General features: G+C 72.5%; 13 protein-coding genes. 6 read left to right on the plus strand and 7 right to left on the minus strand.

Going from position 1 to position 16,061, the window contains the following annotated elements; all coding sequences use genetic code 11:
• Positions 1–7: 7 nt before the first annotated feature.
• From V8690_RS05915 to V8690_RS05925, 3 genes are all read right to left on the minus strand, one after another.
• Positions 8–2,395, minus strand: a complete 2,388-nt coding sequence (locus V8690_RS05915) for a phosphoketolase family protein (RefSeq protein WP_338776257.1) — start codon at positions 2,393–2,395, stop codon at positions 8–10.
• A gap of 83 nt (positions 2,396–2,478) precedes the next feature.
• Positions 2,479–3,618: a glycoside hydrolase family 3 C-terminal domain-containing protein gene (locus V8690_RS05920; RefSeq protein ID WP_338785261.1), complete on the minus strand. Its 1,140-nt coding sequence runs from the start codon at positions 3,616–3,618 to the stop codon at positions 2,479–2,481.
• 93 nt (positions 3,619–3,711) lie between these two features.
• Positions 3,712–5,565: an RICIN domain-containing protein gene (locus V8690_RS05925; RefSeq protein ID WP_338776258.1), complete on the minus strand. Its 1,854-nt coding sequence runs from the start codon at positions 5,563–5,565 to the stop codon at positions 3,712–3,714.
• A 351-nt stretch (positions 5,566–5,916) separates the two neighbouring features.
• Here V8690_RS05925 and galU point away from each other — a divergent pair, with 351 nt between their 5' ends.
• Positions 5,917–6,876 carry a UTP--glucose-1-phosphate uridylyltransferase GalU gene (gene galU / locus V8690_RS05930; protein WP_338776259.1) on the plus strand — a complete coding sequence of 320 codons (960 nt, stop codon included), beginning with the start codon at positions 5,917–5,919 and terminating at the stop codon, positions 6,874–6,876.
• A 49-nt stretch (positions 6,877–6,925) separates the two neighbouring features.
• On the opposite strand, the gene V8690_RS05935 is transcribed toward galU, so the two are convergent.
• Complete coding sequence (locus tag V8690_RS05935) at positions 6,926–7,378, minus strand: DUF4442 domain-containing protein (protein WP_338776260.1); 453 nt, start codon at positions 7,376–7,378, stop codon at positions 6,926–6,928.
• A 159-nt stretch (positions 7,379–7,537) separates the two neighbouring features.
• Between V8690_RS05935 and V8690_RS05940 the strand changes: the two genes are divergently transcribed.
• Together V8690_RS05940 and V8690_RS05945 are read left to right on the plus strand one after the other, a co-directional pair.
• Entirely contained in the window at positions 7,538–8,548 is a 1,011-nt protein-coding gene (locus V8690_RS05940; RefSeq protein WP_338776261.1) for a hypothetical protein, read from the plus strand.
• Between the two features lie 112 nt (positions 8,549–8,660).
• Positions 8,661–9,974: an MFS transporter gene (locus V8690_RS05945; RefSeq protein WP_338776262.1), complete on the plus strand. Its 1,314-nt coding sequence runs from the start codon at positions 8,661–8,663 to the stop codon at positions 9,972–9,974.
• Here V8690_RS05945 and V8690_RS05950 read toward each other — a convergent pair.
• Positions 9,936–10,781 (minus strand): fused MFS/spermidine synthase, encoded by an 846-nt coding sequence (locus tag V8690_RS05950; protein WP_338776263.1) that lies wholly within the window; start codon positions 10,779–10,781, stop codon positions 9,936–9,938. The two genes, V8690_RS05945 and V8690_RS05950, sit on opposite strands and share 39 nt — an antisense overlap.
• Before the next feature lie 113 nt (positions 10,782–10,894).
• Positions 10,895–12,064, minus strand: coding sequence for an elongation factor Tu (gene tuf / locus V8690_RS05955; RefSeq protein WP_338776264.1), 1,170 nt, complete (start codon positions 12,062–12,064; stop codon positions 10,895–10,897).
• A 333-nt stretch (positions 12,065–12,397) separates the two neighbouring features.
• Between tuf and V8690_RS05960 the strand changes: the two genes are divergently transcribed.
• Positions 12,398–13,189 (plus strand): TVP38/TMEM64 family protein, encoded by a 792-nt coding sequence (locus tag V8690_RS05960; RefSeq protein WP_338776265.1) that lies wholly within the window; start codon positions 12,398–12,400, stop codon positions 13,187–13,189.
• Positions 13,190–13,211: 22 nt separating this feature from the next.
• Here the strand turns inward: V8690_RS05960 and V8690_RS05965 are convergent, their stop codons facing one another.
• Positions 13,212–14,381 carry a thiolase family protein gene (locus V8690_RS05965; protein ID WP_338776266.1) on the minus strand — a complete coding sequence of 390 codons (1,170 nt, stop codon included), beginning with the start codon at positions 14,379–14,381 and terminating at the stop codon, positions 13,212–13,214.
• Between the two features lie 94 nt (positions 14,382–14,475).
• Here V8690_RS05965 and V8690_RS05970 point away from each other — a divergent pair, with 94 nt between their 5' ends.
• Both V8690_RS05970 and V8690_RS05975 read left to right on the plus strand, forming a co-directional pair.
• A complete protein-coding gene (locus V8690_RS05970; RefSeq protein WP_338776267.1) occupies positions 14,476–14,946 on the plus strand; it encodes a helix-turn-helix domain-containing protein in 471 nt (156 codons plus the stop codon).
• Positions 14,947–15,107: 161 nt separating this feature from the next.
• On the plus strand, positions 15,108–15,983 hold the full coding sequence (locus V8690_RS05975) for an undecaprenyl-diphosphate phosphatase (protein WP_338776268.1): 876 nt from the start codon (positions 15,108–15,110) through the stop codon (positions 15,981–15,983).
• The last annotated feature ends 78 nt before the right edge of the window (positions 15,984–16,061 follow it).

The raw sequence follows: 16,061 nt of genomic DNA on the forward strand, positions 1-16,061 counted from the left end.
CTGCGGCTCAGGCGTTCCAGTTCCACTCGGCGACCTCGGGCAGGTCGGTGCCGTGCTCACGGATCCAGGCGTGGTGCCGGGTGCGGGCGTCGGCCATGCGCTGGCGTACGCCCGTGGCGCGCACCGCGAGACCCGGGACGCGGTCGATGACGTCCATGACGAGGCGATAGCGGTCGAGGTCGTTGCGGACGACCATGTCGAAGGGCGTGGTGGTGGTGCCGGCCTCCTTGTAGCCGCGCACGTGCAGGTGCTGGTGGCCGCTGCGTCGGTAGGCCAGGCGGTGGATCAGCCACGGGTAGCCGTGGTAGGCGAAGATCACCGGCTTGTCGGTGGTGAAGAGGCCGTCGTACTCGAAGTCGTTCATGCCGTGCGGGTGTTCCTCGCGGGGCAGCAGCCGGGCGAGGTCGACGACGTTCACCACGCGGACCGACAGCTCGGGCAGGTGCCGGCGCAGCAGGTGTGCGGCGGCCAGGGTCTCCTGGGTGGGGACGTCTCCGGCGCAGGCCAGCACCACGTCGGGTTCGCGGGAGCCGTCCTCGGTGCCGGCCCACTCCCAGATGCCGGCGCCGCGGGCGCAGTGGACCCGGGCCTCGTCCATCGACAGCCAGTCGAAGCAGGGCTGCTTGCCCGCCACGACGACATTGACGTAGTCGCGGCTGCGCAGCACGTGATCGGCCACCGACAGCAAGGTGTTGGCGTCCGGCGGGAGGTAGACCCGGACGACCTCGGGGCTCTTGTTGAGGACGTGGTCGACGAAGCCGGGATCCTGGTGGGAGAAGCCGTTGTGGTCCTGCCGCCACACGTGCGAGGTCAGCAGATAGTTGAGGGAGGCGATGGGGACGCGCCACGGCAGTCGCCGGGAGGTGCGCAGCCACTTGATGTGCTGGTTGACCATCGAGTCGACGATGTGCACGAACGCCTCGTAGCAGGAGAACAGCCCGTGCCGGCCGGTGAGCAGATAGCCCTCCAGCCAGCCCTGGCAGAGGTGTTCGGAGAGGACCTCCATCACCCGGCCGTGCCGGTCGAGGTGCTCGTCGACGTCGAGTATCTCGGCCTGCCAGGCCTTGCCGCTGGCGTCGAAGACGGCCTGGAGCCGGTTGGAGGCGGTCTCGTCCGGGCCGACCAGGCGGAAGTCACGACGGTCGGCGGTGTCCCGCATGACCTGGGCCAGGAGGTCGCCGAGGACGCGCGTGGGTTCGTGCAGGGTCGTGCCCGGCTTGTCGACGGGGACGGCGAAGTCGTCCAGGGACGGGATCGGCAGGTCGCGGACGAGCAGCCCGCCGTTGGCGTACGGGGTGGCGCCGAGCCGCCTGCCGCCCTCGGGGACGCAGGCGAGGACGTCCGCGACCGGCCGGCCCTCGGCGTCGAACAGTTCCTCGGGCCGGTAGGAGCGCAGCCAGGCCTCCAGTTGCCGCAGGTGGTCCGGGTTGTCACGGACGCCGGCCAGCGGCACCTGGTGGGAGCGCCAGGTGCCTTCGACCGGCTCGCCGTCCACCTCGGCCGGGCCGGTCCAGCCCTTCGGGGTGCGCAGCACGATCACCGGCCAGTGCGGGCGCTCGGTCACGCCCTCCTCGCGGGCGGCGCGCTGTGCCTCGGCGATGCGGTCGAGCGCGGTGTCCATCGCCCGGGCCATCGCGCGGTGGACGGCGGCCGGGTCGTCGCCGTTGACGTGGATCGGCTCGTGGCCGTAGCCGCGCAGGAGCGCGTCGAGCTCGGACTGCGGGAGGCGGGACAGCACCGTCGGGTTGGCGATCTTGTAGCCGTTGAGGTGCAGGATCGGCAGGACGGCACCGTCGTGGACGGGGTCGAGGAACTTGTTGGCGTGCCAGGACCCGGCCAGCGGGCCGGTCTCGGCCTCGCCGTCGCCGATCACGCAGGCGACCAGCAGGCCGGGGTGGTCGAGGGCGGCGCCGTAGGCGTGGGCGAGGGAGTAGCCGAGTTCGCCGCCCTCGTGGATCGAGCCGGGCACCTCCGGGGCGACGTGGCTGGGCACGCCGCCGGGGAAGGAGAACTGCCGCAGCAGCAGCTCCATGCCCTGCGCGTCCCGTGTCACGTCCGGGTACTTCTCGCTGTAACTGCCCTCCAGCCAGGAGTTGGCCAGCACCGACGGGCCGCCGTGGCCCGGGCCCCAGATGCACAGCGCGTCCAGCCCGCGGTTCTTGATCACCCGGTTGAGGTGCGTGTGGACGAGGTTGAGCCCGGGCGAGGTGCCCCAGTGGCCCAGCAGCCGCGGCTTGATGTGCTCGGGCCGCAGCGGCTCGGTCAGCAGGGGGTTCGCCAGCAGGTAGATCTGACCGGCCGCCAGGTAGTTGGCGGCCCGCCAGTGGGCGTCCAGCGTGCGCAGTTCCTCGTCGGTCGGTTGCGTGCTGGTGTCCAGGCGCGGGGCCTCGGGCATGAGTGACTCCCTGGGTTCTGCGACGGCCTCAGGAGGAGTACCAGTCTGTTCCGGTTCGATGCCGAGCGCCTCCCGGCCATGCGTCACCCGCTGTGCGGGACGCGCCGCGTCAGCCGCCCACCGGTACGCTCGTCCGCAGCCGCAGCCGCAGATCCCGTGACGACGCCCCGAACCACAGGGGGCGCGATCCGGTGCCGAGCACCCAGTCGCGGGTCTTCGGGTCCCAGGAGACAGCGTCCGCGGCTCGAGGCGCACGGTGACCCGCCGCTGCTCCCCGGCCCGCCGGGTGAGCCGCCGGTACCCGGCCAGCACGCGGACCGGCTGGTCGAGCGGGAGGTCCGGGGAGGGTCCCGCCTACACCTGCGGCACGTCCACGCTGTCGCGCGGGCCGGTGTTGCGGACCGTGAAGGCGACGTCGTGGCCGTCGGCCGTCCAGCGCGCGTCCGGGTCCGCGTAGGCGAAGGACGTGTACGACAGTCCGTGGCCGAAGGGGAACAGCGGCCGTACGTTCTCGGCGTCGTACCAGCGGTGGCCGACGTGGAGGCCCTTTGTGTTCGGTGCCGCCGACGCCCGGGTAGCGGCGGGGGTCCCCGGCGACGGGGTGGTGATCGTCGCCGGCCGGGAAGCTCTGGGTGAGGCGGCACCCGGTCGCCGAACAGGACGGCGGCGGTGGCGGCGCCCTTTGGGCCCGGGTAGTGCATCTGGAGCACCGCGCCGGTGCGCTCCGGCCACGGCATCGCCGTGGCGGACGAGGTGTTGAGGACGACGGTGGTGCGCGGGTTGGCCGCCGTCACGGCCTCGATCAGCCGCTCCTCCCATGCGCCAGAACGGCTGACACCATCTCCGGACGCCACCGACGGCCCCGGGGAACCACTCGCCGGGGGCCGGGAGGCGGGCCACCCGACCGGGTGACACGACGGGCGACCTCGGGGGTGACGCCGGAGCCCCTCGGGGGGCAGCCCCGGGAGCGGGCCCGGCCGACCGGGCCGGTGACACCGGAAAGCCCCACCGGGGGACAGGCCGGACCGCCCCTGCGGGTGGCACCCGAGGCGGGGACAGCGGGAACCCGACCCCGCGAACAAGCCGGGCCGCCCACGCGGGTGACACCCGGGGTCGGGACAGCCTCCGGAACCGCCCCGGCCGACCCGGCCTGTGAGCCGGAAACCCGACCCGCCCGGAACAGGTCCGTATGCCCCCGCTGGAGACGCCGGAGCCAAGCCCACGGTGTCCGGGCGGCGTGACCCGGCGCAGTCCTGGAGGGCCCGCCCTCGGGACCCGGGCTGCGTGACCCGGCGGAGTCGGTCCGAAGGCCCGGTCTACCGCAGCGCGGCGGAGTGAACCGCCGTCGTCACGGCCCTGGTCACGGTGGCCGGCGCCGAAACGAGGGCGTCGGTGTGGGGCGCCGGACCGAGTACGTCGGTGCCGGGCGCGCCGGTGTCGCCCCGTCCCGGTTCGCCCGTGTCGCAGCAGTCCGCCTGGGCGAACCGCGTTTGGTACTGCCCCTGCGGCAGTTCCCCGGACTTGCTCCGCGGGGGCTCCGGCCGATGCCCGGGCGGGGCGTCGTCGTACGGCTCCTTCTCCCAGCGGCTCTCCTTCTGACCGCTCTTCCGAGGCGCGTCCTGCCCCCGCCGCTTCCCCGGCTCCCCCGCGCCGCCCCCGGCAGCGACCTCCGGTTCCAGCGCCCATCGCTGCGCCTCGGATCCGTCGCGCCCGGCGACGATCACGTTCCGGCCCTTGCCATGGGCGACGGCCAGCCCCTTGGCGCCACGCGGCAGGAGTTCGCCGCGCACGGTGAGGTCGTAGCGCACCACTCCGGCGTGCCCGAGGCAGCCGGCCAGGACGACCGAGCCCTCGGCGGTGTCGGAGCCGAGGCAGAGAGTGGGGTCGGCGGCGCTGCGCAGCATGCCGTCGTCCTGGTACGACCACTGGAGGGACGCGGCGGAGCAGGAGGCCAGCACGGCGCGGGCGTCGGCCCGGGCCCGGCCGCCCCGGACGTCGAGGCACAGGCCGGCGTCGAGGTTGCGCAGCCGTCCGCGGGCCACTTCGGCGGGGTGCCCGGCGGACGCGGCCGACGGGAGGCCGGCCGAGGAGGTTCCGGCGGATTCCGGGTCGACGGAGTGGCCGCTGACCGCTCCCCAGGTGGCCTGGGGAGCGACCGTGCCGCCCTCCTCCGTCCAGCCCCTGGCGGCCAGCAGCGTCGCGAGCAGCACGAGGGAGGTCACCCCGACCGCGGCGGCCAGCGCCTTCGTGTGTCTCCTCGACGGCCCGAGCCGGCCGCCCGCCGGCAGGGGGCGGGCCCGGAGCCGGTGGCGGCCACCGGCGGGGCCCGCCGGCAGGGCGCCCCGGCCCCCGTCGCGGCCCGGCCGTGATTCGAGGTAGCGGCGGGCACCCCAGCCGAGCACGGTCTCGACGAGCAGGTCCTCCAACCCGCCCTCGAAATGGCTGAGTTGTTCGGCGGCGTGCCGGCAGTAGCGGCAGACCATCAGATGCCGTTGCACATCCGGCAGCAGGGCTCCGCCGCGGCGCATCGGAACATCCAGCAGACGGTTGTAGAAGCGGCATTCCTGCGTCGGCGCGAGTTCCCGGTGGGCCCGGACGCAGCCCGCCCGGAATTGCTCGCGCGCCTGCCCCAGCGCGTTCGACGCGGTACGGACGTCCACTCCCAGGAGACCGGCCGGTACGGATATGGGCTCGGCCTCGACCTCCGTGTGCCAGAGCAGGCATTGGGAAGCCCCCGGAAGGGCCAGGAATGCGCGCTCGGCCAGCCGCCGCCTTTCCGGTGTCGTGGACCGCGCGGCACGCAGACCGCGGGCGCCGACGGTTTTGCGGAGTTCCGGCAGCACTCCCGAAATGCCGTCGTCGGCGGCCCACTCCCCGACCGTGTCCCGTACGGCCGCCAGCAGCCGCGGGCGCAGGGCGCCGCCGCCCGGCCGGGCGAGTTCCCTGCGGAACGCGGCGGCGGCCGCCATCGACGCCGAATCCTGCGGGGAGGCCAGGCAGATCACGGCGTATTCGTACGCCGCGCGCCAGTGCCGGGCCAGCAACAGCGCGGCGGCGCGCGGGCCTTCATGGGGATCGCCGACCCGGGCGAGGAGATTGCGATCGGAATCCGCGGGCCCCGTTCCGGGGCGTGGCGCGTACGGCGGGCGTGGGGGGTAGGGGGATTGCACTGAACCATTTCCTTCCAGCCGCAGGACGGCATGGGAATTGCGCGTCCGTCGGAAAGCAAGTGCGTGATTGGTGCATACCTATGCCGCGTCAGCTGCGGACTCGGCTGTGAGGCGGCTCACTTTCGCACATACGACTGACAGGCAACAAGGAGTTCGGATGACCCGGGTTCAAAACGAGGCGAATTCAGATATGTTACCGGCGGTATCCGCACCCGCTTTCGAAGACGCCGCCGCGTTGGACCTCAAGTTGTGTGCACCCAAAGGCTGTTGGTCCACGAAATCTCCAACTCCACAGCCCGCTCCCATGTGGTTCTCGGCGCGCTCTCATCTCCGCCCTCCAGCATGGGCCGCATGATCGCCCCCCACCTTTCCACCCAGGTCACCCACGCCCGCCGCACCGTCCGCACCGTCCGCAAGGCGGTCGTCCCGGCCGCCGGTCTCGGCACCCGCTTCCTGCCCGCCACGAAGGCGACACCCAAGGAGATGCTGCCGGTCGTCGACAAGCCGGCCATCCAGTACGTCGTCGAGGAGGCGGCAGCGGCGGGACTGGACGACGTTTTGATGGTCACCGGCCGGCACAAGCGGGCCATCGAGGACCACTTCGACCACGCCTTCGAGCTGGAGCAGACTCTCGCGGCCAAGGGCGACACCGTGCGGCTGGACGCGGTGCGCGACCCGGCGCGGCTGGCGAGCATCCACCACATCCGGCAGGGCGACCCGCTCGGCCTCGGCCACGCCGTGCTGTGCGCCCGCCGGCACGTCGGCGACCAGCCCTTCGCGGTCCTCCTCGGCGACGACCTGATCGACCCGCGCGAGACCCTGCTCAGCCGGATGCTCGAGGTCCGCGACCGCCGGCTCGGCAACGTGGTCGCCCTGCTGGAGGTCCCGCCGGAGCAGATCCACCTCTACGGCTGCGCGGCCGTGGAACCGACCGGCGAGGAGGACGTCGTCCGCGTCACCGGCCTGGTCGAGAAGCCGGCCCGGCAGGACGCGCCGAGCCGCTACGCCGTCATCGGGCGCTACGTCCTCGACCCTGCCGTCTTCGGCATCCTCGAGCGCACCCCGCCGGGCCGGGGCGGCGAGATCCAGCTGACGGACGCCCTCCAGGAACTGGCCGCGGGCGGCACGGTGCACGGAGTCGTCTTCAAGGGCCTGCGCTACGACACCGGCGACAAGGCCGACTACCTGCGCACGGTGGTCCGGCTGGCCTGCGACCGGCCCGACCTGGGGCCGGAGTTCGTGGCCTGGCTCAAGGCGTTCGTCGCGGACCTCGACGGCGCGCGCCCCGCGCAGCGGGACATCGCGGCCTGACACGCGAGAGCCCCGGCACTCGGCCGGGGCCCCGCACACGACAGCCGGGTCAGCCGTTGGGACGCAGCGTCCACACGACGGTCATCTCGCCGGTCACGGCACCGTCGGCCCGCTGGATGGCGATCGCCACCGGGAACTCGGGGCGCTCACCGGCGTCCAGTTCCGCGACGACCTCGGCGGCCGGACGACCGAGGGTCGCGGTCGCGGTGACCGCCCCCATCGCCAGCTTCTTGTAGGAGATCTCGGCGCTGACGGCGAGCGGCACGGCGCGCGAGAGCTGCTCCCCGAACGCGGCCAGCACGATCGCCCCGCTCGCGGACTCGCCGAGCGTGAACATCGCCCCGGCGTGCGGCCCGCCCACGTGGTTGTGGTACTCGCCCTGGTCCGGCAGGGACACCACCGCCCGCTCCGGCGTCGTCTCGAGAAACTCGAGGTTGAGGGTCCGGGCCATGGGCACCGTGGCGGCGAGCATCTCGCCGATGGACATCTGGTCTGCGCTCATGGCCGCATGTTACTCACGAGTAGAGAGGGCTGGCCAGGCCCGTGTGACGACCGCCGCACCGGTCTCGCCCCCACCGCGCCGCCCCGTTCCCGGGTTGCTACGGCTCCGTCCACGGGCAGTGACCGAATCGTGTCCGGAGCGCGGCTAGGGTTGCTGCCCATGTGGCCAGGACAGCAGCCGCCCGGGGGCGAGCAGAACCCGCAAGCGAGCAACCCGTATCAGCAGCCGGGGTACCAGCAGCCGAACCCGTACCAGCAGCCGGGTTATCAGCAGCAGCCCAACCCCTACGGACAGCAGCCGCAATGGGGTGCCCCCGGGCCGGCCGGCGCGCCCCGGCCCCCGCAGGGCGGTGGCGGCAACCGGACGAAGCTGGTCGCGATCATCGCCGCCACGGCGGTCGTCGTGGCCGCCGGCGTCACCGGCTTCCTGGTGCTGGGCGGCGACAAGGACGACACGGCGGACGGCGGCAAGGGCGACAGCACGAAGACCACGGCGCCGGCGAGCCCGTCCGCGGAGCCGAGCGCGCCCGCCACGGGCGACAACCCCCGTGGCGGCGAGGAGGCTCAGCCCACGGTCAAGGGCTGGAAGGTCGTCGTCAACCCCAAGTGGGGCACGGCCTTCGACGTCCCGGCGGACTGGGAGGTGGCGTCTCCGACGTCGTCCGTCTTCTTCGAGGACGAGAAGTCCGACGACGGCAAGCCGCTCATCCTCATGTCGGCGCCGGCGTTCTACAAGTCCGAGTGGTGCACGAGCGACGACAACAAGGACGGCAGGACCGAGAGCGAGGCCCTGGCCGGAGCGGGCACCAAGGGCGCGGACGGCGCCAAGAACACCGACGAGGTCGCGGTCAACCAGGTGGCCTGGTGGGTGTACGGCGGCTACACGCAGCCGGACAAGAAGAGCGTCAAGACCGACGAGAAGGCCGTGCCCTACACCACCGCCGCGGGCGTCAAGGGCAGCGTCGCCTGGGCGTGGTCGGAGAACACGCCCGACAAGGGCAAGTGCGCGAGCGACGGCAAGGCGGTCACGTTCGGCTTCAAGAACTCGGCGGGCGACTTCGTCGCGTGGAGCTTCTACGGGGCCAAGGGCGTCAAGGGCGAGGTGCCCAAGGAGACCATCATGAAGATCCTGAGCACCGTCCGGCTGCACGGCGAGCCGACCGGAGGCTGACCCGGGAACCGAACGGGCCTGCCTCGGGCGGGAAGCGGGCCCGGCTCCACGGGACCTGGGGACCCTCGCAAATGGTTTGGCAGGACGGGCTCCAGGCGGTGATAGTCGGCCGGTGACGTCCCCCACCACTCCCACCGCCACCGCCCGAAGCCCCCGTCGGCCCGACTGGGCGGGGCGCAACTACTCCCTGCTGACCGCCGCCGCGGTCGTCACCAACCTGGGCAGCCAGGGCGCCCTGGTCGCCGCGGCGTTCGCCGTCCTCGAAACGGGCGGCGACGGCGGTGACGTCGGCTTGGTCGCGGCGGCGCGGACGCTCCCCCTGGTGCTGTTCCTGCTGATCGGCGGCGCCGTCGCGGACCGGTTGCCCCGTCACCGCGTGATGGTGGCGGCCAACGCCCTGAACTGCCTCTCCCAGGCCGCCTTCGCCGCCCTCGTGCTGACCGGGGACCCCCGGCTGTGGCAGATGATGCTGCTCGCCGCCCTCGGCGGCACCGGCCAGGCCTTCTTCGGCCCGGCCGCCGAGGGCATGCTGATGTCCTCGGTCTCGGGCGAGCAGGCGGGCCGCGCGTTCGCGGTGTTCCGGATGGCGATGCAGGGCGCGGCCCTGGGCGGTGCCGCGGTCGGCGGTGCCATGGTCGCCGCGATCGGGCCCGGCTGGGTGCTCGCGGCGGACGCGGCGGCCTTCGCCGTCGCCGGTGCGCTGCGGGCCTTCCTCGACGTCGGCCACATCCCACCGCGCGCACCGGGTGGCGGTCTGCTCGCCGATCTGCGGGAGGGCTGGCGGGAGTTCTCCGGCCGGGCCTGGCTGTGGGCCGTCGTCGTCCAGTTCTCGATCGCCAACGCGGTCGTCGCCGCCGCCGACGCCGTGTACGGCCCGCTCGTCGCCCGCGACCACCTCGGCGGCGCGGGCCCCTGGGGCCTCGCCCTGGGCGCGTTCGGGGCGGGCACCGTCGCCGGGGCCGTGCTGATGACCCGCTGGAAACCCCGCCGCCTGCTCCTCGCCGGCACCCTCTGCGTGTTCCCCCTGGCCCTGCCCTCGGCCGCACTCGCCGTCCCGGTGCCGATCGGCGTCCTGTACGTGGTGATGTTCGTCGCCGGCGCCACGATCGAGGTGTTCGGCGTGTCCTGGATGACGGCCCTGCACCAGGAGATCCCGGAGGACAAGCTCTCCCGCGTCTCGGCGTACGACTGGTTCGGCTCGGTGGCGCTGGTACCGCTCGCCACGGCCGCGGCGGGTCCCGCCGAGGAGGCGTTCGGCCGTACGGCCGCGCTGTGGGGCTGCGCCGGCCTGGTGGTCCTGGTCACGGCGGCCGCGCTGTGCGTACCGGACGTGCGCAACCTGCGGCTCCGGACCACACCGGTGGCCCGGGGCGGCACGGAGCACGCGTCAGCCGATACCGAACGACCCGTCGGGGGGCTCGGGTGACGGCACGGCGTCCTCGTCCCGCACCGGCCGCGCGTCTCCGATGAACTCCCGCAGAGCGGCGCCGTGTTCGACCCGGGCCGGAAAGGCGTCGGCGGCCATGAGCCGCGACAGGGCGGCGACGTCGACGGGCTCGTGCCCGGCAACCAGCACCGCGTTCCCGAACCGCCGCCCTCGCAGCACCCCCGGCTCGGCGATCAGCACGAGGTCCTCGAACGCGGTGGCCAGGGTGGCGAGTTGGGACCGCAGGAAGGCGAAGGGCGCCGCATCGGCGAGATTGGCGAGGTAGATCCCACTCCCCCGCAGGACCCGTGCGGCCTCCCGCACATAGGCGACGGACGTGAGATGCGCCGGAACCCGCGAGCCGCCGAACACATCGGCGACGATCACGTCGGCCGAGCCCCCGACGGCTTTCTCCAGCCACCTCCGGGCGTCCGCCGCGTGCAGCGCCACCCGGGCCCCCTCCGGCAACGGCAGATGCCCGGCCACCAGCTCCAGCAGCCCCCGATCGGCCTCGACGACGTCCTGCCGGGACCCCGGCCGGGTCACGGCCACGTACCGCGGCAGCGTGAGCGCGCCTCCACCGAGATGCACCACCTCCAGCGCACGCAACGGCTCCGCGACCACGTCCAGCACATGCCCGAGCCGCCGCGCGTACTCGAACTCCAGATGCGTCGGCTCATCCAGATCGACATACGACTGCGGCGCCCCGTCGACGGTCAGCAGCCAGGCCCGTTCCCGGTCGATGTCGGGCATCAGCTTGGCGGTTCCGTGATCGACGTCGCGGGTCACGGGGATGGGCTCGTTCACCATCTCATTGTGCCTGTGGTGCGGCGCCCCATCAGGGGCGCGGGCCGTGTCGATATGCGGCTCCGCCGCGCGGGCGCGACCAGCCACGACGGCCCCGCGGTCCCCCGACGACGTCAACCCACCACGGTCACGGTCCCGGCCCCCACAGTCCGCCCACCCTCACGAATGGCAAACCCGAGTCCCGGCTCCAACGGCACCTCCCGCCCCAACTCCACAGTCATGACCACCGTGTCCCCGGGCCGCGCCACAGCCGCCTCACCGAGGTCGACGTCCCCCACCACATCCGCCGTGCGGATATAGAACTGCGGCCGGTACCCGGTCAACACCGGCGTCGTACGACCCCCCTCACGCGCGGACAGCACATACACCCGCGCCGCGAAACGGCGACTCGGCACCACACTCCCCGGCGCAGCCACCACGTGCCCCCGCCGGACAGCGTCCCGGGGAACCCCCCGCAGCAGCAGCGCCACGTTGTCCCCGGCCTGCGCCTCCTCCATCGGCTTGCCGAAGGTCTCCAGCCCCGTGACCACCGTCTCGACGCCGGCCCCGAGCACCTCGGCCTTGTCCCCGACCCGCACCGTGCCCCGCTCCACCGCACCGGTGACCACGGTCCCCCGCCCGGTGATGGTCAGCACGTTTTCGACGGACAACAGGAACGGCGCGTCCAGATACCGCTCCGGCATCGGCACATACGTGTCCACCGCGTCGAGCAGCGCCTCGATCGAGGCCGTCCAGCGCGGGTCCCCCTCCAGCGCCTTCAGTCCCGAGACGCGTACGACGGGTACGGAGTCACCGCCGTAGCCGTGCGCGGTGAGCAGGTCGCGCACCTCCAGCTCGACCAGGTCGGTCAGCTCCTCGTCACCCGCGTCGGACTTGTTGAGGGCGACCACGATGTGGTCGACGCCCACCTGCCGGGCGAGCAGCACGTGCTCGGCGGTCTGCGGCATGATCCCGTCCAGCGCGGAGACCACGAGGATCGCCCCGTCGAGCTGCGCGGCGCCGGTGACCATGTTCTTGACGTAGTCGGCGTGGCCGGGCATGTCGACGTGCGCGTAGTGCCGGGTGTCGGTCTCGTACTCGACGTGCGCGATGTTGATGGTGATGCCGCGCGCCGCCTCCTCGGGCGCCCGGTCGATCCGGTCGAAAGGCACGAACGTGCCGGTGCCGCGTTCGGCGAGGACCTTGGTGATGGCGGCGGTCAGGGTGGTCTTTCCGTGGTCGACATGACCCATCGTGCCGATGTTGAGGTGCGGTTTCGTGCGGACGTAGGCCGTCTTGGACATGGCTGTACCTCGAAGCGTCTCGTCATGAAGTGGGACCCCGAGGACCTGTCCGACCCTCCCCTTGCGGGGTCCGCCGGAGGAACCGGAGAGGGTCAGCTTCGGGCGCCGTCGGCAACGGCCGTGAGAACGGCGACGGCAGCCTTCGGGGCATCCGTGACCACGGATGCTGCGAGGGTGAAGGCGTGCCGGAACATGAGTCAGATCATTGCCGACGCTTTACCGCACGTCGAATGGTTTTCGCCCGGTCCGCGCGGCGGTTGCGCCCGGCCACCTGTGACGCTCGTGAGACGAACCATACGGCGATCACACACATTTGTCGGTTAGTGTCACCGGATGCTCGATGCCACCACCCGCTCTGGGGGCACCGCCACGGCCTCTCCCCGGGCCAGCACCGCGGAGCTCGCCGTCGCCGTCCCCTCGGCACCGACCGCCTCGCCCGTCCCGTCCACCGGTTTCGCCGCTCGCTGCACGAGAGTTCTGCTCTCCCCGTGGTCGAGGCTGTCCCTGCTCGTCGCGCTGCTCGCCGCCGGTGCGTGCGGCGTGCTGCTGTTCGAGCCGCAGCGGCTGCTGACGCAGGGGTGGCCACCGCAGCTCGGCGGAGCCATGGCGGCGGTGGTGTTCGCGGTGGCGTACGGCGTGTGCACGGTGGCGTTCGTGCCGAGGCCGCTGCTGAACCTCGCGGCGGGGGCGCTGTTCGGTTCGCAGCTGGGCATCGGCGTGGCGCTGGCGGGCACGGTGCTCGGTGCCGGGATCGCCTTCTGCCTGGGCCGGGCGCTGGGGCAGGACGCCCTGCGGCCGCTGCTGCGCGGGCGCTGGCTGAAGGCCGCGGACGGCCAGCTCAGCCGGCACGGCTTCCGCTCGATGCTGGCGGTGCGGCTGTTCCCCGGTGTGCCGTTCTGGGCCGCGAACTACTGTGCCTCGGTCTCCCGCATGGGCCTGCTGCCGTTCCTGCTGGCGACGGGCCTCGGCTCGATCCCGAACACCGCCGCGTACGTCGTCGCCGGCGCCCGCGCCTCCGCCCCGACGTCCCCCGCCTTCCTGATCGCCCTGGCCTGCATCGCCCTGCCCGCGCTGGCGGGCGTGGTGGTTGCCTGGCGCAAGCGGCACCGCCTGCGCCGGCTCTGACGGACCGTTACACCCGCCCGGCTCACACCCGTTCCAGCACCATGGCGTTGGCGAGCCCGCCCGCCTCGCACATGGTCTGGAGCGCGTACCGGGCGCCCCGTTCCCGCATCGCGTGCACCAGCGTCGTCGTCAGCCGGGTGCCGCTGGCGCCGAGCGGATGGCCGAGCGCGATGGCGCCGCCGTGCACGTTGACCCGGGCGAGGTCGGCACCGGTCTCCTGCTGCCAGGCCAGTACGACGGCCGCGAACGCCTCGTTGACTTCGAACAGGTCGATGTCGTCGAGGGTCAGCGACGCCCTGCGCAGCACCTTCTCGGTCGCCGGGACGACGCCCGTGAGCATCAGCAGCGGGTCGGAGCCGGTGACGGCGAAGCTGTGCAGCCGGGCGAGCGGGCGCAGGCCGAGACGGGCCGCCGTCTCGCTGGAGGTGATGAGCACCGCCGAGGCGCCGTCGTTGACGGGGCTGGCGTTTCCCGCCGTGACGTTCCACTCGATCTGCGGGAAGCGTTCGGCGAAGCCGGGGTCGTGGTAGGCGGGCTTGAGGCCGGCGAGGACCTCGGTGGTGCTGCCGGGCCGTACGCATTCGTCGCGCGCGACGCCTTCCAGGGGCGCGACCTCGGCGTCGAAGAGCCCGCTTTCCCAGGCCGCGGCGGCCTTCCGGTGCGACGAGACGGCGAAGTCGTCCATCCGCTCGCGGCCGATCGACCACTTGGCGGCGATGAGCTCGGCGCTGATGCCCTGCGGGACGAGCCCCTCGGGGTAGCGCTCGGCGATCCCGGGTCCGAAGGGGTCCTTGCCCTCCGGCACGTTCGACCACATCGGCACCCGGCTCATCGACTCGACCCCGCAGGCCGCGACGACGTCGTACGCGCCCGAGAGGACGCCCTGCGCCGCGAAGTGCACGGCCTGCTGGGAGGAGCCGCACTGGCGGTCCACGGTGGTCGCGGGCACCGACTCCGGGAAGCCCGCGGACAGGGCGGCGTAGCGGGTGGTGTTCATGGCCTGCTCGCCGACCTGGTCGACGGTGCCGCCGATGACGTCGTCGATCAGCGCCGGATCGACGCCGGAGCGTTCGACGAGAGTGCGCAGGGTGTGGGCGAGGAGCTCCACCGGGTGGACGTGCGCGAGGGCGCCGTTCGGCTTGCCCTTGCCGATCGGGGTGCGTACGGCTTCGACGATGACTGCGTCACGCATGGTGCGGGCCTCCACGACTACCGGTGAGTAGGAAATCCGAACTCACCGTAGCCCTGTTGGTTGGAAATTCCAACCCTCTCCTAGACTGGGCTCCATGGCCGCCAGCAAAGACCCGCGCCCCTGCTCCATCGCCGACACCCTGGCCCTCGTCGGCGAGAAGCACTCCCTGCTCGTGCTGCGGGAGGTGTGCCTCGGCAACGGCCGGTTCGACCAGTTGGTGCGGAACATCGGCGCACCGCGCGACATCCTCGCCACGCGGCTGCGCCGGCTCGTCGACGCCGGGATCCTGGTCAAGCAGCCCTACAGCGAGCGCCCGCGGCGCTTCGAGTACCGGCCCACCCGGGCCGGGCTGGAACTGGAGCCGGTGCTGATGACCCTCATGGCCTGGGGCGACCGCCACCTGCGGACGGACGGCGACCGCCCGATGGTCGTGGAGCACTCCTGCGGGCGGGAGCTCACCCCGGTCGTCACCTGCCGGGCCTGCGGCGACGAGGTGCGCCACGAGGACCTCACGGCCCGTCCCCAGGCGCCCGGCTGGACGGTGACCGGACCGACGGCGGCCTGATCCCGCCCTACCGCGGGGCATCTGCCAAACCCCTGTGTCCGAGCGGCCGTCCGGGGACGCTACGCTTCCCCCTCGGCACACCTGATCCCCCGGTCATCGCACCCGGCGGCCCGGTGCGCCCGTCGTCCGTTCCACGATCGGCACTTGGACTCCGCTACCTCATGTCTTGGTTCGAATCACTCATCCTCGGACTCGTCCAGGGGCTGACCGAGTTCCTCCCCGTCTCCTCCAGCGCGCACCTGCGGCTGACGGCGGCCTTCTCGGGCTGGAAGGACCCGGGCGCGGCCTTCACCGCGATCACCCAGATCGGCACGGAGGCCGCCGTGCTGATCTACTTCCGCAAGGACATCGGGCGGATCATTTCGGCGTGGACGCGCTCGCTCACGAACAAGGCGCTGCGCAGCGACCCCGACGCGCGCATGGGCTGGCTGGTCATCGTCGGCTCGATCCCGATCGGTGTGCTCGGCGTGACGCTGAAGGACCAGATCGAGGGGCCGTTCCGCGATCTGCGGATCACCGCGACGATGCTGATCGGCATGGGCATCGTCCTGGGCGTCGCCGACCGGCTCGCCGCACGGGACGAGAGCGGCGGCCGGCACCGCGCGCCCAAGCAGCGCAAGGCCCTGGAGGACCTGGGCGTACGGGACGGGCTGATCTACGGCGTCTGCCAGGCCATGGCGCTCGTCCCGGGCGTCTCCCGCTCCGGCGCCACCATCAGCGGCGGCCTGTTCATGGGCTACAAGCGAGAGGCCGCGGCCCGCTACTCCTTCCTGCTCGCCATCCCCGCGGTACTCGCCTCCGGCCTGTTCGAGCTCAAGGACGCGACCGAGGGCGGCCATGTCTCGTGGGGGCCGACGATCTTCGCGACGGTCATCGCCTTCGCGGTCGGTTACGCGGTGATCGCCTGGTTCATGAAGTTCATCTCGACCAAGAGCTTCATGCCGTTCGTCTGGTACCGGATCGCGCTCGGCATCGTCATCATCGTGCTGGTGACGATGGGTGTGCTGAGCCCGCACGCGGCCGAGTCGGCGGGCTGACCCGGCACCCTGTGATCCGTATCTCGTGACCAACCGCATAGCGATGGGGTAGCCGTCCGGTAGCGGGCTGTCAGTGGC

The organism is Streptomyces sp. DG1A-41, from assembly GCF_037055355.1.
Classification (GTDB): Bacteria; Actinomycetota; Actinomycetes; order Streptomycetales; family Streptomycetaceae; genus Streptomyces.

Coding starts and splice junctions, on each gene's coding strand:
- V8690_RS05915 (WP_338776257.1), bottom strand. CDS start 2,395: ATGCCCGAGGCCCCGCGCCTGGACACCAGCACGCAACCGACCGACGAG.
- galU (WP_338776259.1), top strand. CDS start 5,917: ATGATCGCCCCCCACCTTTCCACCCAGGTCACCCACGCCCGCCGCACC.
- V8690_RS05935 (WP_338776260.1), bottom strand. CDS start 7,378: ATGAGCGCAGACCAGATGTCCATCGGCGAGATGCTCGCCGCCACGGTG.
- V8690_RS05940 (WP_338776261.1), top strand. CDS start 7,538: ATGTGGCCAGGACAGCAGCCGCCCGGGGGCGAGCAGAACCCGCAAGCG.
- tuf (WP_338776264.1), bottom strand. CDS start 12,064: ATGTCCAAGACGGCCTACGTCCGCACGAAACCGCACCTCAACATCGGC.
- V8690_RS05960 (WP_338776265.1), top strand. CDS start 12,398: ATGCTCGATGCCACCACCCGCTCTGGGGGCACCGCCACGGCCTCTCCC.
- V8690_RS05965 (WP_338776266.1), bottom strand. CDS start 14,381: ATGCGTGACGCAGTCATCGTCGAAGCCGTACGCACCCCGATCGGCAAG.
- V8690_RS05970 (WP_338776267.1), top strand. CDS start 14,476: ATGGCCGCCAGCAAAGACCCGCGCCCCTGCTCCATCGCCGACACCCTG.
- V8690_RS05975 (WP_338776268.1), top strand. CDS start 15,108: ATGTCTTGGTTCGAATCACTCATCCTCGGACTCGTCCAGGGGCTGACC.